This is a genomic window from Chthoniobacterales bacterium, from assembly GCA_036569045.1.
Lineage (GTDB): Bacteria > Verrucomicrobiota > Verrucomicrobiia > Chthoniobacterales > JAATET01 > JAATET01.
Genome location: DATCRI010000062.1, coordinates 17132 through 32451 on the forward strand (window position 1 = coordinate 17132; position 15320 = coordinate 32451).

14 protein-coding genes are annotated in these 15320 nt (G+C 65.3%); 12 read left to right on the forward strand and 2 right to left on the reverse strand.

The window, feature by feature from the left end; all coding sequences use genetic code 11:
• The first annotated feature begins 417 nt into the window (after positions 1 to 417).
• Positions 418 to 1122 carry a hypothetical protein gene (locus tag VIM61_11830; GenBank protein HEY8901091.1) on the forward strand — a complete coding sequence of 235 codons (705 nt, stop codon included), beginning with the start codon at positions 418 to 420 and terminating at the stop codon, positions 1120 to 1122.
• Positions 1123 to 1140: 18 nt separating this feature from the next.
• Here the strand turns inward: VIM61_11830 and VIM61_11835 are convergent, their stop codons facing one another.
• On the reverse strand, positions 1141 to 1770 hold the full coding sequence (locus VIM61_11835) for a hypothetical protein (protein HEY8901092.1): 630 nt from the start codon (positions 1768 to 1770) through the stop codon (positions 1141 to 1143).
• A 129-nt stretch (positions 1771 to 1899) separates the two neighbouring features.
• Here VIM61_11835 and VIM61_11840 point away from each other — a divergent pair, with 129 nt between their 5' ends.
• Both VIM61_11840 and VIM61_11845 read left to right on the forward strand, forming a co-directional pair.
• On the forward strand, positions 1900 to 2424 hold the full coding sequence (locus VIM61_11840) for a sigma-70 family RNA polymerase sigma factor (GenBank protein HEY8901093.1): 525 nt from the start codon (positions 1900 to 1902) through the stop codon (positions 2422 to 2424).
• The gene (locus VIM61_11845) at positions 2421 to 4784 is read left to right on the forward strand and encodes a von Willebrand factor type A domain-containing protein (GenBank protein ID HEY8901094.1); all 2364 of its coding nucleotides are present in this window, start codon (positions 2421 to 2423) and stop codon (positions 4782 to 4784) included. The genes VIM61_11840 and VIM61_11845 overlap by 4 nt, the downstream gene beginning before the upstream one ends.
• Positions 4785 to 4799: 15 nt before the next feature.
• Here VIM61_11845 and VIM61_11850 read toward each other — a convergent pair whose 3' ends face one another.
• Positions 4800 to 5612, reverse strand: a complete 813-nt coding sequence (locus tag VIM61_11850; protein ID HEY8901095.1) for an AraC family transcriptional regulator — start codon at positions 5610 to 5612, stop codon at positions 4800 to 4802.
• A gap of 122 nt (positions 5613 to 5734) precedes the next feature.
• On the opposite strand from VIM61_11850, the gene VIM61_11855 reads away from it, so the two are divergent.
• The 9 genes from VIM61_11855 to coxB all read left to right on the forward strand — a co-directional run bounded on the left by VIM61_11855 (position 5735) and on the right by coxB (position 15312).
• On the forward strand, positions 5735 to 6526 hold the full coding sequence (locus tag VIM61_11855; protein HEY8901096.1) for a 3-ketoacyl-ACP reductase: 792 nt from the start codon (positions 5735 to 5737) through the stop codon (positions 6524 to 6526).
• A 22-nt stretch (positions 6527 to 6548) separates the two neighbouring features.
• Complete coding sequence (locus VIM61_11860; protein HEY8901097.1) at positions 6549 to 7931, forward strand: glycosyl hydrolase; 1383 nt, start codon at positions 6549 to 6551, stop codon at positions 7929 to 7931.
• A 42-nt stretch (positions 7932 to 7973) separates the two neighbouring features.
• On the forward strand, positions 7974 to 8426 hold the full coding sequence (locus tag VIM61_11865; protein HEY8901098.1) for a cupin domain-containing protein: 453 nt from the start codon (positions 7974 to 7976) through the stop codon (positions 8424 to 8426).
• Positions 8427 to 8487: 61 nt separating this feature from the next.
• Positions 8488 to 9639 (forward strand): Gfo/Idh/MocA family oxidoreductase, encoded by a 1152-nt coding sequence (locus tag VIM61_11870; protein HEY8901099.1) that lies wholly within the window; start codon positions 8488 to 8490, stop codon positions 9637 to 9639.
• Positions 9640 to 9676: 37 nt separating this feature from the next.
• Positions 9677 to 10312, forward strand: a complete 636-nt coding sequence (locus VIM61_11875) for a bifunctional 4-hydroxy-2-oxoglutarate aldolase/2-dehydro-3-deoxy-phosphogluconate aldolase (GenBank protein HEY8901100.1) — start codon at positions 9677 to 9679, stop codon at positions 10310 to 10312.
• Between the two features lie 21 nt (positions 10313 to 10333).
• Positions 10334 to 11431, forward strand: coding sequence for a sugar kinase (locus VIM61_11880; GenBank protein ID HEY8901101.1), 1098 nt, complete (start codon positions 10334 to 10336; stop codon positions 11429 to 11431).
• A gap of 73 nt (positions 11432 to 11504) precedes the next feature.
• Entirely contained in the window at positions 11505 to 12881 is a 1377-nt protein-coding gene (locus VIM61_11885) for an aldehyde dehydrogenase family protein (GenBank protein ID HEY8901102.1), read from the forward strand.
• A 27-nt stretch (positions 12882 to 12908) separates the two neighbouring features.
• Entirely contained in the window at positions 12909 to 14060 is a 1152-nt protein-coding gene (locus VIM61_11890) for an ATP-binding protein (protein HEY8901103.1), read from the forward strand.
• Positions 14061 to 14232: 172 nt separating this feature from the next.
• Complete coding sequence (coxB, locus tag VIM61_11895) at positions 14233 to 15312, forward strand: cytochrome c oxidase subunit II (protein ID HEY8901104.1); 1080 nt, start codon at positions 14233 to 14235, stop codon at positions 15310 to 15312.
• The last annotated feature ends 8 nt before the right edge of the window (positions 15313 to 15320 follow it).

Below are 15320 nucleotides of genomic sequence, written 5' to 3' on the forward strand. Positions count from 1 at the left end.
CTACCTCGCCGTCAGCGCGAAACTTCGGTTTTGCCGCCACCGGGAGTTCCCGGTGCCTTCCGAACTTCGGTTTCGCACCGCCCTCGCCGTCGCTGGGGCCTCCAGACTTTCCCCGGAAGCGACGTCGCCGTCCCGGAGCCCTCCAGATCGAAGTCTGACCCCGACCGGGAGCTCCCGGTTGCCTCCAAACTCGAGTTTCCCTCCATCCGGGAGCTCCCGGTGGCCTTCGGACTCTTGTTTGGCCCCGCCGGCGGACTCTCGGTCGGCCCGCAGGAAAAAATCCACCATAATTCCTTGTCGATAACTGGGATAAAAGAGCGATCTTTAATTGACCGCCGCCCCGAATGATGGCATGAGGGCACGGAATCGTTCGGACCCAATCTGAACGCCAACCAACCACCAAAGAAAGGGAATCTTATGGCCGCGAGCACCTGGAAATATCTCGACAACCAATTCGACAACGCCACCGCGGAGAGCTACCGGCGGATGTTCATCCTCTGCACGGACCACGATTCGCGCCTTGACGGCCGAAAATCCGAGCCCGCCATCGCCCCGCTCGCCGTGCGCTTCCACCCCGTTTACGAGGCCTACGCCGTCGCCTATTCCCAGTGGACCGCCGCCAGCGGCGCCACGCGCGGTGGGGTGGCCGCCGTGCAGGCGCAGCTCGACCTGCTCTCCTCGACGAAGGCGCGCCAGTGGGACGTGAAGACCCTCGCCGTGTTCGACTCCGGCACGCCCGAGCACACCGCCATCTGGCCCGACGGTCGCGGCCCGCTGCAGACCGGCGCGATTGATCCCCGCATCGCCGCGGTGAAGGCCCTGCACACCCGCATGCAGCCCCACGCCGCCGCGCTCGGCGCGCCGCTTCTCGCCGAGGTGCTCGCCTTCCACGCCGTGCTCCTTGCCTTGCGCAATACCCAGCAGGGCCACGAGGGCGCGAAGGATGCCGACACCACCGCGCTCGAGGCCGCCCGCGTGGCCACGGCGGAGATGATGTATGGCAACCTCGGCCTGCTGATGGATGCCTTCCGCGCCACTCCCGCCGCGGTGGCCGATTTCTTCGACCTCTCGATCATCCGCGATACCACCCCGGCCGAGCCGCTGCCGGCGACGCCCGCGTAAAGGGGCGGCCGCCGTCGCTCAATCGCTCGCCGGCACTTCCTCGGCCTTCACGACCCGCGGCTTCCCCGTCTCGTCGAAGGCGACCGTGGCGTCGAGCGCGATCGCAATGTCGACCGGCTCGTCGTTGTCGAGATAGGACACCGTCGACGAGCCGTGAATTTCCACCGTGTTCGCATCGCCCCAGCGAAGCGCATCCCACTTGTCCCAGATGCGCCGCAGCGATGTGTCGGCCGGCTTGTTCGCGGCTTTCAGCTCCCGCTCCCGGGCGGGTTTGATGATCTCGTCAAAAAGGAGCGCCTCCGGGGAACCGAGCGGCCGAAAAGCATCCCGCTGCCTCCGAAACAAGGCCATCGTCTCGTAACGCCCGCCGGCGCGAAAATTCACCGCGACGGACCGGGAATCCTTCGACCAGACGAGCGACACCTCCTCCCCGGCGGATGCCATGATGTCCTCCGACAAATCCGCAACGCCCTTCCCGGAACTGGTCTCCACGATCCGGGCTCCGGACACGACCCCGTCGCTCTCGATGACCTCCAGCGCGAACTTTCCATCCGGCGACGGAAATTTGCGGGCCTCGTCCGGCTCCCCGGCCCACGCCAGGGCCCCGATGCCGAGAACAAGGGCGATGATTCTTCGCAAGGCAGCCATGGTGCAGCGATATCCGGGGAGAAATCGCCGGGGAAGATTCGATTGGCCGGTCGTCGGGGGATTTTTTCGCCGGAATCGAAAATTCCCGTTAAGAAAGGGTCGCCCCGCGCGTTGGCCCAGTAACCAGCCATGACCCCGGAATCCTTCATCGAGCGCACCCTGCGCCGCTACGAGCGCCCGCTCGTGAGCTACGCCCGGGCGATCACCGGCGACCTGGACTCCGCGCGCGACGCCGTGCAGGAAACCTTCCTGCGCCTCAGCCGGCAGAATCTCGAGGAAATCGAGCCACGGGTCGCTCCGTGGCTCTTCTTCGTTTGTCGGAACTGCGCGCTCGATCACTGCCGGAAGATTGCCCGCTTCTCCGCCGAGCCCGTCGATGACGACGCGCCGGACCACGGCCCCTCGCCCGCCGAGAGCGCCAGCGCGCAGGAGGACGCCGCCCGCCTCCGCCACCTTATCCAGCGCCTGCCCGAGCGGCAGCGCGAACTTGTGAGCCTGAAGTTCGACGCCGGTCTCAGCTATCGCGAGATCAGCGAAGCCACGCGCCTGAGCGTCTCGAACGTCGGCGTCCAGCTCCACAACGCCATCCAGACTCTCCGCACCCTGTGGAACCGCGATCCGCTCAAGGACGCGGAAAGCCTGCCCCTGTCATGAATTCCACCGCCGATCCCCGCATCACCGCCTACGCCCTCGGCGAACTCACCGGCCCCGAGCGCGAAGCCTTCGAACGCGAACTCGCCACCTCCACCGCCCTGCAACACGCCATGAAGGAAACCATTGCCGTCGCCGAAGCCATCCGCGCCCTCCCCTCGGAAGAAGACACCCTTCCCGAAGAGCAGCGCGCCGCTCTCCTCGCCCGCTGCGCCGGGAATCTCGAGGCTGAGGCGCGGCAGCGCGCCATCCGTCGCCGCGTCGGCGTTCTCGGCATCACCGCGCTCGCGGCGAGCATCACCGTGGCCACGATTCTCAGCCTGCCACGGAAAACCGCAACGCCCGTTCCGACGACGCCTCTTGCCGTAAACGCCCCGCCGCCGCCAACACCGGCCGAGCAATTGCCCGCGGCCAGCCCCGCGGGCACGCCGGTGCTCCTGGCCGGAGCGGACGGCTACGTGCAGGGGCACGACACCGGAAGCCTCGTCGCCCGCCAGCAGGAAGCGCCGCTGAGCGATTCCGAAAGATCGGACCTCGTCGGGGGCGGGCGGAAAGCCGAAGACCAGGAGAGTGCCGACATCCAGACGCGCGACCGCCTGCTGGCGCAGACGAAGGGACCCGCGCCCCAGACCGCAACCGTGGCCGCCGTGGGCGCCATTGCCCCGGCCAGCGCTCCGGCAGCAGCGCTGGCGCCCGCCCAAAGCCTTGCCAAGGTCAGACAGTCTCCCGAGCAGACTGGCCCCAAATCCGAAACTTTCTTCGGCTCCCCGATGGCCGGCGCGACCGCCGATCTGGCGACCGCGCCGCGTGGCGCTGAAACGGCCGGGTGGAGCGGCGCCGTCGATGAGGTGCGGGCGTTCCGGCATCCAGAGCCGTTCGACGCAGCGATTCGGGCGGGAGCGGAACCCGATGCGGAGACTTACGCGCCGATCACCGGCAATACCTTCCAGGCCGTCACCGCGGCGCCGCTGTCGACATTCTCGATCGACGTCGATACCGCGAGTTACTCGAACGTCCGTCGCTTCCTCGTCAGCGGCCAGCAGCCGCCGGCGGACGCCGTGCGCCTCGAGGAGCTCATCAACTACTTCCCTTACAATCTGCCGCAGCCGAAGGACTCGGCGCCGTTCTCCATCACCACGGAGGTCAGCCATGCCCCATGGAACGAGCGGCATCTTCTCGCCCGCATCGCGCTGAAAGGTCGCGACGTCGCGGTGGATAAGCTCCCGCCGAGCAACCTCGTCTTCCTCGTCGATGTATCGGGCTCGATGAAAGCCGACGACAAGCTCCCGCTGCTCAAGCGCTCGCTGCGCGAACTCGTCCAGCGCCTCACGCCCCTCGACCGCGTCGCCATCGCGGTCTACGCCGGCTCCTCCGGCCTTGCGTTGCCCTCGACCAGCGGCGAAGACCAATCGCGCATCCTCGCGGCCATCGACCGCCTCGAGGCCGGCGGCTCGACGAACGGCGCATCGGGCATCCGGCTCGCCTACGAAACCGCCCGGGAAAACTTCCTCAAGGAAGGCAACAACCGCGTGATCCTGTGCACCGACGGCGATTTCAACGTCGGCGTCACCAGCCACGACGAGCTCACTCGCCTCATCGAGCGCGAACGGAAATCCGGCGTGTTTCTCTCCGTCCTGGGCTTCGGCACCGGCAACCTCAAGGACGCCACGATGGAAAGCCTCGCCGACAAGGGGAACGGCAACTACGCCTACATCGACTCGCCCGCCGAGGGCCGGAAGGTGCTCGTCGAGCAAATGGGCGCCACGCTCTTCACGATCGCGAAGGACGTGAAGATCCAGGTGGAATTCAATCCCGCCACCGTCGCCGGCTACCGACTCATCGGCTACGAGAACCGCCTGCTCGCGAAGGAGGACTTCAACGATGACACGAAGGACGCCGGAGAAATCGGGGCCGGGCACACCGTCACCGCGCTTTACGAGATCGTTCCCGCCGGTCAGCCCCTCCCCAACGACCGCACGGTCGATCCACTGAAGTATCAACCCGTCGAACCCTCGGAATCCGACAATCCAAAATCCGAAATCCAAAATCCAAAATCCCGCGACCTCTTCACGGTGAAGCTCCGCTACAAGGCCCCTGACGGCGACACGAGCAAGCTCATCGAGAAAGTCGTCGGGCCCGAGGCCGGAGCCTTCGACCGGGCCTCGGAAAATCTCCGCTTCGCCAGCGCGGTCGCCGCCTTCGGCATGAAACTCCGCGGCGATGCCAACGACACGCCGATGGATTGGAACGCGATCCAGAAGATCGCCCGCGCCAGCCTCGGCGAAGATCCCGGCGCCTACCGCGCGGAATTCCTCACGCTCATCGAAAAGGCCCGGCACCTTCGCGACTCCGACGACGAGTAGCGAAGAACGCCGCCGTCAGGACGCCGCGAAGCGAAACGCCCGGGGCTGCATGCCGGTGTGCTTCTTGAACCAGCGCGAAAAGTAATTTTGGTCCACAAAGCCCATCGCCTCGCCGACATCCTTCACGAGCCCATTCTCGCGCAGCAGCCGCTTCGCCCGCTCGACCTGCTGCGCATTGCGATACTCGCCGAGCGTCTGGCCGGTGGACTGCTTGAAAATGCGATTGAGGTAATCGGTCTGGTAGCCCAGCCGTTGCGCGAGGTCGGCAATGCTCGCCTCTGCCGACTCGGGCCTGCGCAACAGGCGGTCGAAATCCCGGACGAACGGCGGAACGTGATTCTGCCGCGGCGGCAGCACACTCAGCGTCCGCAAAAACACATCCGCCACGCGCAGGGCGGCGGAGGCCACCATCAGCCGGCAGGCCGAGTCATTCGGATCGCGCAGCCGGATGAGCGTCGAGAGTTCCCGCCGGATCGCCGCGGCGTCCGCCAGCACGAGGCCAGCCACGCGAAAGCCATGTTTCGTCGCCCCGCGCAGATCGAGGTCGAGGACCAGGCAGAGCGGGCGCCGCCCCACCGTTTCACGAAAGGCGTGCTCCGTGCGCGGGGGCAGCAGCGCGACGGTGAGCGGGCGGATCTCCCGCTCCTCGCCAGCCACCCGCATCGCGCCGCGTCCGCTCAGGTAGCAGAGGATTTGCACGAAATTGTGCGAATGCTCGGAGAGACTATCGACCTCGGGCAGATGGCGGTTCAGTCGCAGACGCCGCAACGTGAGCCCTGGCAGGCGGACATTCAGCTCCTGGAGCAAAAGCGGACGGTAATTTTTCACGAAACGGCGAGTCGACGAACCACGGAGCCGACAAAGACAAAAATAAAGTCGTCTTTGTGCTATTTCTCAAGGTAAACGTCATAACGCTCGCCCCTCGCCCGCGCTAGCTTTCCCCCCACAATATGTCGTCCCCAGCAGTCGTCCTTGTCACCGGCTCCAGTCGTGGTCTTGGCCGCGGCGTCGCCGAGCGCCTCGCCGCCACCGGCTACAGCGTCGCCATCCACTACGCCAGCAACTCGGCCGCCGCCGAGGAAACCGCGGAAGCCTGCCGCAGGCTGGCCCCGAATCCCGGGCAGACCTTTGCCACCGTCGGCGGCAACATCGGCACCGCCGAAGGTCGCCAGGCCCTCTTCGACGGCACGCTCGCCGCATTCGGCCATCTCGACGCTCTCGTGAACAACGCCGGCATCGCCCCCCGCGTCCGCGCCGACATCACCGAGGCCACCGAGGACATCTTCGACGAGGTCATCGCCGTCAATCTCAAGGGCCCCTATTTCCTCTCGCAGCTCGCGGTGAAATCCTGGCTGGCAAATCCCGGCAAGTCCCGCCTCTCGACTGGCTACAAGCTCGTTTTCGTCAGCTCGCTCTCAGCGAACACCGCATCGATCAATCGCGGCGAATACTGCATCTCCAAGGCCGGTCTTGCCATGGCCAGCCAGCTTTGGGCGGTGCGCCTCGCCGCCGACGGCATCCAGGTGATGGAACTTCGCCCGGGCATCATGGCCACGGACATGACCGCCGGCGTGAAGGACAAATACGACGCGCTTCTCGCGAGCGGCCTCGTCCCGCAGATGCGCTGGGGCAGGCCCGAGGACGTCGGCACCGCCGTGGAATCCATCCTCGCGGGTCAATTCCCCTTCTCCACCGGCGATGTCATCAACCTCGACGGCGGCTTTCACCTGCGCCGCCTGTAATCTTCAGTCCTCCCTTTTGTAAATGATCACTCTCCGCACCGACCTCACGCCCGCTGCCCTTCTCCCGAAGCTGGAGAAGCTCTGGGAAGCCTCCGCTCCGAAGATCCTCTCGATCGACGCCGACGAGAAGCCCGGCAGCGCCACGCCCGTCTTCACCGTCGCCGGCAAATACACCGCCCGCGGCTGGACCGAGTGGACCCAGGGCTTCGTCTACGGCTCCGCGATTCTCCAATACGACGCCACCGGCGACGAAAGCTTCCTCGAGCTCGGCCGCACCCGCACGCGCGACCGCATGGCGCATCACATCACGCACATCGGCGTGCACGACCATGGGTTCAACAACGTCTCGACCTACGGCAATCTCCTCCGCCTGATGGTCGAGGGCAAAATCCCGTTCAACCAGACCGAGAAGGATTTCTACGAGCTCGCGCTCAAGTGCACCGGCGCCGTGCAGGCTGCTCGCTGGACCGATATCGCCGACGGCGGCGGCTATATCTACTCGTTCAACGGCCCGCACTCGCTCTTTGCCGACACGATTCGCTCGCTTCGCGCGCTCTCCGTCTCGCACGCGCTCGGCCACGTCCTCATGGGCGAGAAGGACCGCAAGATTTCGCTCCTCGATCGCCTGCTCAAGCATGCGAAGACGACCGCCGATTACGCGGTTTTCTACGGCGAGGGCCGTGATTTCTACGACCTCCGCGGTCGCACCGCTCACGAGAGCATCTTCAATCTCAACGACGGCAACTTCCGCTGCCCGAATTCCCAGCAGGGCTACTCGCCCTTCACCACATGGACCCGCGGCCTCTCGTGGATCATGGCCGGTTATCCGGAGCAGCTCGAATGGGTCGCCACCCTCTCGGACGAAGCGCTGGAGCCGTTTGGCGGTCTCGCCGCGGTCGAGGAACTCCTCCTCAGGCCCGCGCTCGCCTCGTGCGATTTCTACCTCGAGCACACGCCGACGGACGGCATCCCGTATTGGGACACCGGCGCTCCGAATCTCCACCGCCTCGGCGATTACCTCGACCGCCCCGCGCAGATCGACAACGACTGGGAACCGGTCGACAGCTCCGCGGCCGCCATCGCCGCGCAGGGTCTGCTCCGCCTCGGCCGCTACCTCGAAAGCAAGGGCGACGCCCGCGGCACGAAGTATTGGCAGGCCGGTCTGACCGTCGCCGACACCGTGCTCTCCGAGCCGTATCTTTCCACCGACCCGAACCACCAGGGTCTCATCCTGCACTCGATCTATCACCAGCCGAACGGCTGGGATTACGTCCCGCCCGGCAGCAAGGTCGCGAAGGGCGAGTCCTCGATGTGGGGCGACTATCACGCCCGCGAACTCGCCCTCTACCTGCAGCGCCTCGCCAAGGACGAGCCCTACTACACGTTCTTCGCCGGCGTCGCCTGAGTCCCCCCAATCCAAAATCGAAAATCCAAAATCCAAAATTCGATGATCATCTCCGACCTCGCGCAAACTGAAGGCCGCCGGTTCCCGGCCCGTCGCCGCACGCAGAATCTCGTCAATGGCGTCGCGCCCATCCAGGCGTCGAACTTCGCCATGGGCAACGTCACGCTCGATCCGAACGGCGGCCAGGTTCCCTGGCACAACCAGGAGCAGGAAGAAGTCTACTTTGTCGTCGATGGCACCGCGGAAATGTGCCTCGGCGAGGAACGTCGCACGCTCACGAGCGGCCAGGCGGTCTACATCCCGTCGGGCGTGTTCCACCAGCTCACGAACATCGGCGACACCCCGCTGCGCATGATCTACGTCTATGGCCCCGCCGGCGATGTCGCCCACTGGCGCCAGGAACTCGACGGCACCCTCCCGCCGGCCGGCGTGGGCGACACGCCGCCGCTCCCCGCCGGCGCTCATCCGCAGTGCACCGACAAGCCCTCCGCTTAAGGAATTCCCAAATCTCCCTTCAACTCCCCCTCGAGCCATTAACACCGAACCTCCAACCACTTTGAAGACACACACCGTAGGCATCATCATGAACGGCGTCACCGGACGCATGGGCACCAACCAGCACCTGCTGCGCTCCATCGACGCGATCATCAAACAGGGCGGCGTCAAGGTCAGCCCGACCGAGGTCATCATGCCCGACCCCATCCTCGTCGGCCGCAACGAGGTGAAGCTCAAGGAACTCTGCGACAAGACCTCGGTCTTCAAGTGGACGACCGATCTCGACAGCGTGATGAACGATCCGGCCTACCCGATCTACTTCGACGCGCAGAGCACGCTTCGTCGCTTCGACGCCGTCAAACAGGCCGCCGCCGCCGGCAAGCACGTCTATTGCGAGAAGCCGACCGCGATCACTACCGACGACGCCTACAAGCTCTACGAAATCTGCCGCGACGCCGGCGTGAAGAACGGCGTGGTGCAGGACAAGCTCTGGCTCCCCGGTCTCGTGAAGTTCATGCGCCTCAAGGAAAACGGCTTCTTCGGCGACATTCTCAGCGTGCGCGGCGAGTTCGGCTACTGGGTTTTCGAAGGCCACACCGTCCCGCCCCAGCGCCCCAGTTGGAACTACCGCAAGGAAGACGGAGGCGGCATGATCATCGACATGCTCTGCCACTGGCGCTACGTCATCGACAACCTCTTCGGCGAGGTGAAATCGGTGTCCTGCCTCGCGGCGACGCACATTCCCGAGCGCATCGACGAGGAGGGCAAGCCCTACAAGTGCACCGCCGACGACTCGGCCTACTCCACGTTCGAGCTCAAGAACGGCGTCATCTGCCACTTCAACTCCTCGTGGAACGTTCGCGTCCGCCGCGACGACCTCCTCACCATGCAGGTCGACGGCACGAAGGGCAGCGCCATCGTCGGCCTGCGCGACGTCTGGACCCAGCACTACGGCAACACGCCGCGCCCCGTGTGGAACCCCGACATCAAGCAGCCCATCGACTTCTTCGACGGCTGGAGCAAGGTGCCCGAACAGGAGACCTACGACAACGCGTTCAAGATCCAGTGGGAGATGTTCCTCCGCCACGTCGTGCTCGACGAGCCGTTCCGCTGGACGCTCCTCGAGGGCGCCAAGGGCGTGCAGCTCGCCGAATTCGGCCTCAAGAGCTCGGAAGAGCGCAAGTGGCTCGAACTTCCGGAACTGAAGGCCTGACGCATCTCGCTCCAAACCCGAAGACCCATTTCATTCCATGAGTTCCGTCCTCGATCAGCTTCACGCTGCCCGTCTCGTTCCCGTCATCGCGCTGCAATCGGCCGACCACGCCGCACCGCTCGCCGACTCGCTCCTCACCGGCGGCCTGCCCGTCGCGGAAGTCACCTTCCGCACCGCCGCCGCCGCGGAATCCATCAGGATCATGTCCGAAAAAGCCGGCCTTCTCGTCGGCGCGGGCACCGTCCTCAAGGTCGACCAGGTCAAGCAGGCCGTGGACAACGGCGCAAAGTTCATTGTCTCGCCCGGCTTCAATCCCAAGGTCGTCGGCTACTGTGTCGAGAACAACATCCCGATCACGCCTGGCACCGCAAACCCGACCGACATCGAGATGGCGCTCGATTTCGGCCTCGAGGTCGTGAAGTTCTTCCCGGCCGAGGCCATCGGCGGCATCAAGACGCTCAAGGCCTTCTCCGCGCCCTATGGCATGATGCGCTTCATTCCCACCGGCGGCATCACCGAGGCGAACCTCAAGGATTACCTTTCGTTCCCGAAGGTCCTCGCCTGCGGCGGCAGCTGGATGGTCCCCGGCGACAAGATGGCCGAGGGCAAATTCGACGAAGTCACCGCCCTCATCGAGAGCGCCGTCGCCCTCGCAAAATCGATTCGCCCGTAATCTCAAAATTTTACACCAAAAATGAGCATCCCACTCCGTCCCGCCTCCGAATGCCAATACGACCTCATCTCGCTCGGCGAGGTCATGCTCCGGCTTGATCCGGGCGAAGGCCGCATCCACACCGCCCGCTCCTTCCGCGCCTGGGAAGGCGGCGGCGAATACAACGTCGCCCGCGGCCTGCGCCGCTGCTTCGGCCTCAAGACGGCCGTCGTCACCGCCTTCGCCGACAATCCCGTCGGCCGCCTCGTCGAGGACTTCATCCTCCAGGGCGGCGTCGACACCCGCTTCATCAAGTGGGCGAAGGACGACGGCGTCGGCCGCACCGTCCGCAACGGCCTCAACTTCACCGAGCGCGGCTACGGCATCCGCGGCGCCGTCGGCTGCCCCGATCGCGGCAACACCGCCGCCAGCCAGTTCAAGCCCGGCGACGTCGACTGGGACGAAATCTTCGGCAAGATCGGCGCCCGCTGGTTCCACACCGGCGGCATCTTCGCCGCGCTCTCGGACACCACGCCCGCGTTCGTCATCGAGGCCGTGAAGGCCGCGAAGAAATACGGCACGATCGTTTCCTACGACCTGAACTACCGTCCGTCGCTCTGGAAGAGCATCGGCGGCCACGCCAAGGCGCAGGAGGTGAACCGCGAGATCGCCCAATACGTCGACGTGATGATCGGCAACGAGGAAGACTTCACCGCCTGCCTCGGTTTCGAGGTCGAGGGCGTGGACGAGAACATCTCGAACATCGAGATCGACAAGTTCAAGGCCATGATCGACAAGGCCATCGCCGCCTTCCCGAACTTCCAGTGCACCGCCACCACGCTGCGCGCCGTGAAGACCGCCACCATCAACGACTGGGGCGCCATCGTCTGGCACGCCGGCAATTTCCACGAGTCCCGCCCGTATCCGGCGCTGGAAATCATGGACCGCGTCGGCGGCGGCGACAGCTTCGCCAGCGGCCTCATCTACGGCTTCCTCACCACCGGCGACGCGCAAACGGCCGTCGAATACGGCGCCGCCCACGGCGCGCTCGCGATGACCACCCCGGGCGACACCTCGATGGCGTCCGTCAAGGAGGTCGAGAAGATCATGAAGGGCGGCGGTGCCCGCGTGGTCCGCTAAGGCTCGTTCGTCCGTCGAAAAAAGAATCCGGGACGGCTCGCAAGGGCCGTCCCTTTCTTTTACCGTGATGCCGATGGCCGATCCCACCTATTGGCAGAACCGCAGTCCCGGCAACCTCGATCGCCTTCTGCCGGAAGTCCGCGCCACCAGCGTGGAAGCCACCGTGGCCAACGCCCGGCACGCTGCCCCCGAGTGGGCCGCCGCCTCGCTCGACGCCCGCATCACCATGCTGCGCGAGTGCCAGGCCGTCCTTCGCGAGCAATCGGAATCCTTCGCCCGCCGCATCGCCGAGGAAACCGGCAAGCCGCTCACCGAGGCCCGCGGCGAACTGGGCGCCGTCGTCGCGAAATTCGACCTCACCATCGCCGACGCGGAGCAATTCATCGCCGACCGTGCCGTTACGGACGGTCCCCACCCCGCCCTCGTCCGCACGCGGCCCCGTGGCCCCGCCGCGGTCATCGCGCCCTTCAATTTCCCGATCCACCTCGGCCATGGCGCGACCGTCGCCTACCTCCTCGCCGGCAATCCCGTGCTCTATAAGCCCTCGCCGCTGGCCGCCGTCACCGGCGCGGAATACGGCGCGCTGATGTCCGCCCACCTGCCCTCCGGCGTCTTCCAGATCGTGCAGGGCCACGGCGAGACCGGCCGCGCCCTCTGCGTGCACCCCGACGTGCGTGCGGTCTGTTTCACGGGCTCGATCCCTGTCGGCACCGCGCTCGCAAAGGAACTCGCCGCCGACTACTCGAAGTCGCTCGCCCTCGAGCTCGGCGGAAAGAACGCGACCATCGTCTGCGCGGATGCCGACATCCCGCTCGCCGCCGCCGCCGTGGCGGACGCGCTCTGCCTCACCGCCGGCCAGCGTTGCAACGCCACAAGCCGTGTGCTCGTCGACGCCAGCGTGCTCGACGACTTCCTCGCCGCACTTCGCGTCGAGATCGCCCGTTACGCGCCCGGCGATCCGCTCGAGGACGCCACCCGGCTCGGCCCCGTCATCAGCGCCGCCGCCGTGGACCGCTACCGCCGCCTCACCGACCCGGCGCTTGGCGATTGGTTCATTCCCGGCTCGGCGCCCGGTCGCGTCGGCGAGAAATCCGGCCACTACGTCACGCCCGCCGTGGCGCTGGTTTCCGGGGCCGTCGCGCCCGATCCCGCGGAGGTTTTTTGTCCAATCCTTCATGTCAGCGCCGTCCACCACGAAGCGGAGGCCATTCGGCAGCACAACGCCACGCCCTTCGGCCTCACCGCCTCGATCTTCACCGCCGACCGCGAGCGCTTCGACCGCATCGGCAACGCCCTCCGCGTCGGCAACCTCTACCAGAACCTGCCGACGACCTTCTCGCCTTCCACGCTTCCCTTCGGCGGCCTCGGCATTTCCGGCAACGGCAAACCCGGCGCCCGCGGGTTCATCCGCTTCGCCGCCGACGAACAAGCCGTGCAATGGCGCGCGTGATCCGCTTTCAATGACGTTTCTCCGTCCATGAAACGCGGCTTCCTCGACAAGCTCATCCACCGCCTCAACGTCGTCCAGCCGGCCGACGTGCAGAGTTACCTCGTCGAGCTCGCCCGCGAGAAGGGCTTCCTCGAGACGATCTTCAACGCGATCCTCGAAGGCGTCATCGTCACCGATCCCAGGGGCCGCGTGATCTGGCTCAACAAGGCCGCCTGCGGCTTCTTCGCGATCCAGGCCGACGAGAGCATGGGCCGCCCGCTCAAGGAAGTCGTGCGCGGCCTCGATCTGGAATCCGTCACCGCCTCGGGCCAGACCGTGAACCGCGACCTCGAGGTCTTCTACCCGGAGACGCGCACGCTCAACTTCTACGTCGTCCCGCTCATGGACGACGACGGCGACGAGATCGAAGGCCACGCCGTCATCCTCCGCGACGCGACCGAGACCCTGCGCTCCACCGCCGAGACAATCGAGAGCGAGCGCTTCTCCGCGCTCCAGCTCCTCGCCGCCGGCGTGGCCCACGAAATCGGAAACCCGTTGAATTCTCTCAACATCCACCTCCAGATCCTCGAGCGCCGCGCCCGCGCCCTGCCCGCAAAATCCCGCAAATCCTTCGAGGAAAGCCTCGGCATCGCCAAGGGCGAGGTCGCCCGACTCGACCACATCATCCAGCAATTCCTCCGCGCGATCCGGCCACAGGCCCTCGAGACGCATCTCGAAAATCTCAACGGGCTCGTCCAGGAATCCCTCGCCTTCCTCGAGCCCGAGCTACGCGATCGCGACATTCTCGTGGAAGCCGATCTCGCGGAGAAACTTCCCCCGGTTCAGGTGGATCGCGACCAGCTCAAGCAGGCGTTCTACAACGTCATTCGCAACGGCATGCAGGCCATGCGCGCCGGCGGCTTCCTCCGCGTGCGCACCGGCATGGACGAGACGCACTTTTTCGTGGCGTTCACCGACAACGGCGGTGGCATCGCAGCCGAAAACATGGGCCGCGTCTTCCAGCCCTATTTCTCGACGAAAAGCAGCGGCACCGGCCTCGGCTTGCTCATCGTCCGGCGCATCGTTCGCGCCCATGGCGGCGAGGTCGCCATCGAGAGCACCGAGGGGAAGGGATTGACGCTCACGATTCGCCTCCCGCGGCACGACCAGCGCGTGCGCTTCCTCGAAGCCGGAGCTTGATTTCATGCACCTTCGCGAGGCGATCGCATCCTGGCGCTCGAATTAGCCGAACTAATGGATTGAAATTTTTGCTCTCGATCGATAATTCCGTCCGACAGTGATCCGCAGGTTGCTCTCTCCATCATTTCCGACTTCCCGTTTCCGGGCCGCTGGGAAGTCCTGTCTCCCGGTTTTGCTTGCCGCGCTCGCCTGGTTTGCGCCGACCATTTCCACCCTCGCCGCGAACGATCCGATCCGCCCGATCGCGAACATGTTCGACCCGCTCGGCACGCCGGCGAAGATGATTCACGATTCATCGATCCTCGTATCGATCATCTGTCTCGTCATCTTCATCGTCGTCACGGCGATGCTTGTTTACGTCGTCATCAAGTTTCCCAGCAAGGGCGCCGAGGATGAAAAGAAGGAACCCCCGCAGGTTTACGGCAGCTCCCAGATCGAACTCGCCTGGACGGTCATCCCGATTCTCATCACGATCGTCCTCATCCTTGTCACCACCCGCACGATCGGCGAGATTCAGGACAAGAAACTTCCCAACGAAGCGCTCCGCGTTCGCGTGATCGGCCACCAGTGGTGGTGGGAACTCGAATACCTCAAGCAGGACGGTGTGGACAAGGACGGCAAGCCGGTCTGGAAGCGCGACTTCATCACAGCCAACGAGTTGCACATCCCCGTCAGCGACAGGAACAGCACCCGTCCGACTCAGCTGATCCTCGAATCCGTCGACGTCATCCACAGCTACTGGGTGCCCCAGCTCAACGGCAAAACGGACGTCGTCCCGAATCGGACGAATCATATGTGGCTTGATCCGTGGGAAACCGGCACCTACCTCGGCAACTGCGCCGAATATTGCGGCACCCAGCACGCGAACATGCTCATCCGCGTGATCGTGCAGACGCCCGAGGATTTCGAAAAATGGTGCGCGGCCCAGCGCGCTTCCGTCGTCGAGCCGCCGGTCGGGGATGCCCTTGCCGTCGCCGGTAAGAAGGACTACTTCGCCAACTCCTGCGTCAGCTGCCACAGCATCGCCGGCACCGTCTCCCGGGGCGTCGAAGGCGGAGTCTTTGGTCCGGACCTCACGCATTTCGCTTCCCGTGCCTCGTTCGCATCCGGCATGGCGCCAATCACCTTGGACAACATCCGGGACTGGTTGCGCGACCCTCATCACCTGAAACCCGGCGTTCTCATGCCGAACATGCAGCTCACGGATACGGAGGTCGACCAGATCGCCGCCTACCTGATGACGCTCAAATAATCCATTCA

What these genes read in the sequence shown, in the direction of transcription:
- VIM61_11890 (HEY8901103.1), top strand. Translation starts at nt 12,909, where the DNA reads ATGAAACGCGGCTTCCTCGACAAGCTCATCCACCGCCTCAACGTCGTC.
- VIM61_11855 (HEY8901096.1), top strand. Translation starts at nt 5,735, where the DNA reads ATGTCGTCCCCAGCAGTCGTCCTTGTCACCGGCTCCAGTCGTGGTCTT.
- VIM61_11835 (HEY8901092.1), bottom strand. Translation starts at nt 1,770, where the DNA reads ATGGCTGCCTTGCGAAGAATCATCGCCCTTGTTCTCGGCATCGGGGCC.
- VIM61_11865 (HEY8901098.1), top strand. Translation starts at nt 7,974, where the DNA reads ATGATCATCTCCGACCTCGCGCAAACTGAAGGCCGCCGGTTCCCGGCC.
- VIM61_11840 (HEY8901093.1), top strand. Translation starts at nt 1,900, where the DNA reads ATGACCCCGGAATCCTTCATCGAGCGCACCCTGCGCCGCTACGAGCGC.
- VIM61_11830 (HEY8901091.1), top strand. Translation starts at nt 418, where the DNA reads ATGGCCGCGAGCACCTGGAAATATCTCGACAACCAATTCGACAACGCC.
- VIM61_11860 (HEY8901097.1), top strand. Translation starts at nt 6,549, where the DNA reads ATGATCACTCTCCGCACCGACCTCACGCCCGCTGCCCTTCTCCCGAAG.
- VIM61_11885 (HEY8901102.1), top strand. Translation starts at nt 11,505, where the DNA reads ATGGCCGATCCCACCTATTGGCAGAACCGCAGTCCCGGCAACCTCGAT.
- VIM61_11845 (HEY8901094.1), top strand. Translation starts at nt 2,421, where the DNA reads ATGAATTCCACCGCCGATCCCCGCATCACCGCCTACGCCCTCGGCGAA.
- VIM61_11875 (HEY8901100.1), top strand. Translation starts at nt 9,677, where the DNA reads ATGAGTTCCGTCCTCGATCAGCTTCACGCTGCCCGTCTCGTTCCCGTC.
- VIM61_11880 (HEY8901101.1), top strand. Translation starts at nt 10,334, where the DNA reads ATGAGCATCCCACTCCGTCCCGCCTCCGAATGCCAATACGACCTCATC.